This window comes from Streptomyces sp. GbtcB7 (genome assembly GCF_019091445.1).
In the GTDB taxonomy this organism is placed as follows: Bacteria; Actinomycetota; Actinomycetes; order Streptomycetales; family Streptomycetaceae; genus Streptomyces; species Streptomyces mirabilis.
Window position 1 is genome coordinate 1 of sequence record NZ_JAGXJM010000506.1, and the last position, 244, is coordinate 244.

Genomic DNA, 244 nt, shown 5'->3' on the forward strand with positions numbered 1-244 from the left:
GCCCGTGATGAGGATCTTCTTCATCGTGGGTCCTTCGGTGAAAGCGATCGGTGGGGTCAGCGGGGAAGGATTTTCGGTCGGCGGAAGGGCCGAGGGCGGCAGTCGTGCTCGGCGATGCCGGCGCGGGCGACTTCGCCGTCTTGGTCGGGCATGCCCCCGGAGACCCCGATCGCGCCGGCCAGGACAGCCGCCTCGTCGTGGAGTGCGACGCCTCCGGCGTAGGGGATCAGGCCGCCGTTGGTGT

Annotated in this window: 1 protein-coding gene; it reads right to left on the minus strand. The window is 69.7% G+C overall.

Features of this window, described 5'->3' with window-relative positions; genetic code table 11:
• Positions 1-56: 56 nt before the first annotated feature.
• Positions 57-244, minus strand: a 188-nt coding sequence (locus KVT44_RS56630; RefSeq protein ID WP_217577109.1) for a heme-binding protein, incomplete at its 5' end; no start/stop codon positions are given.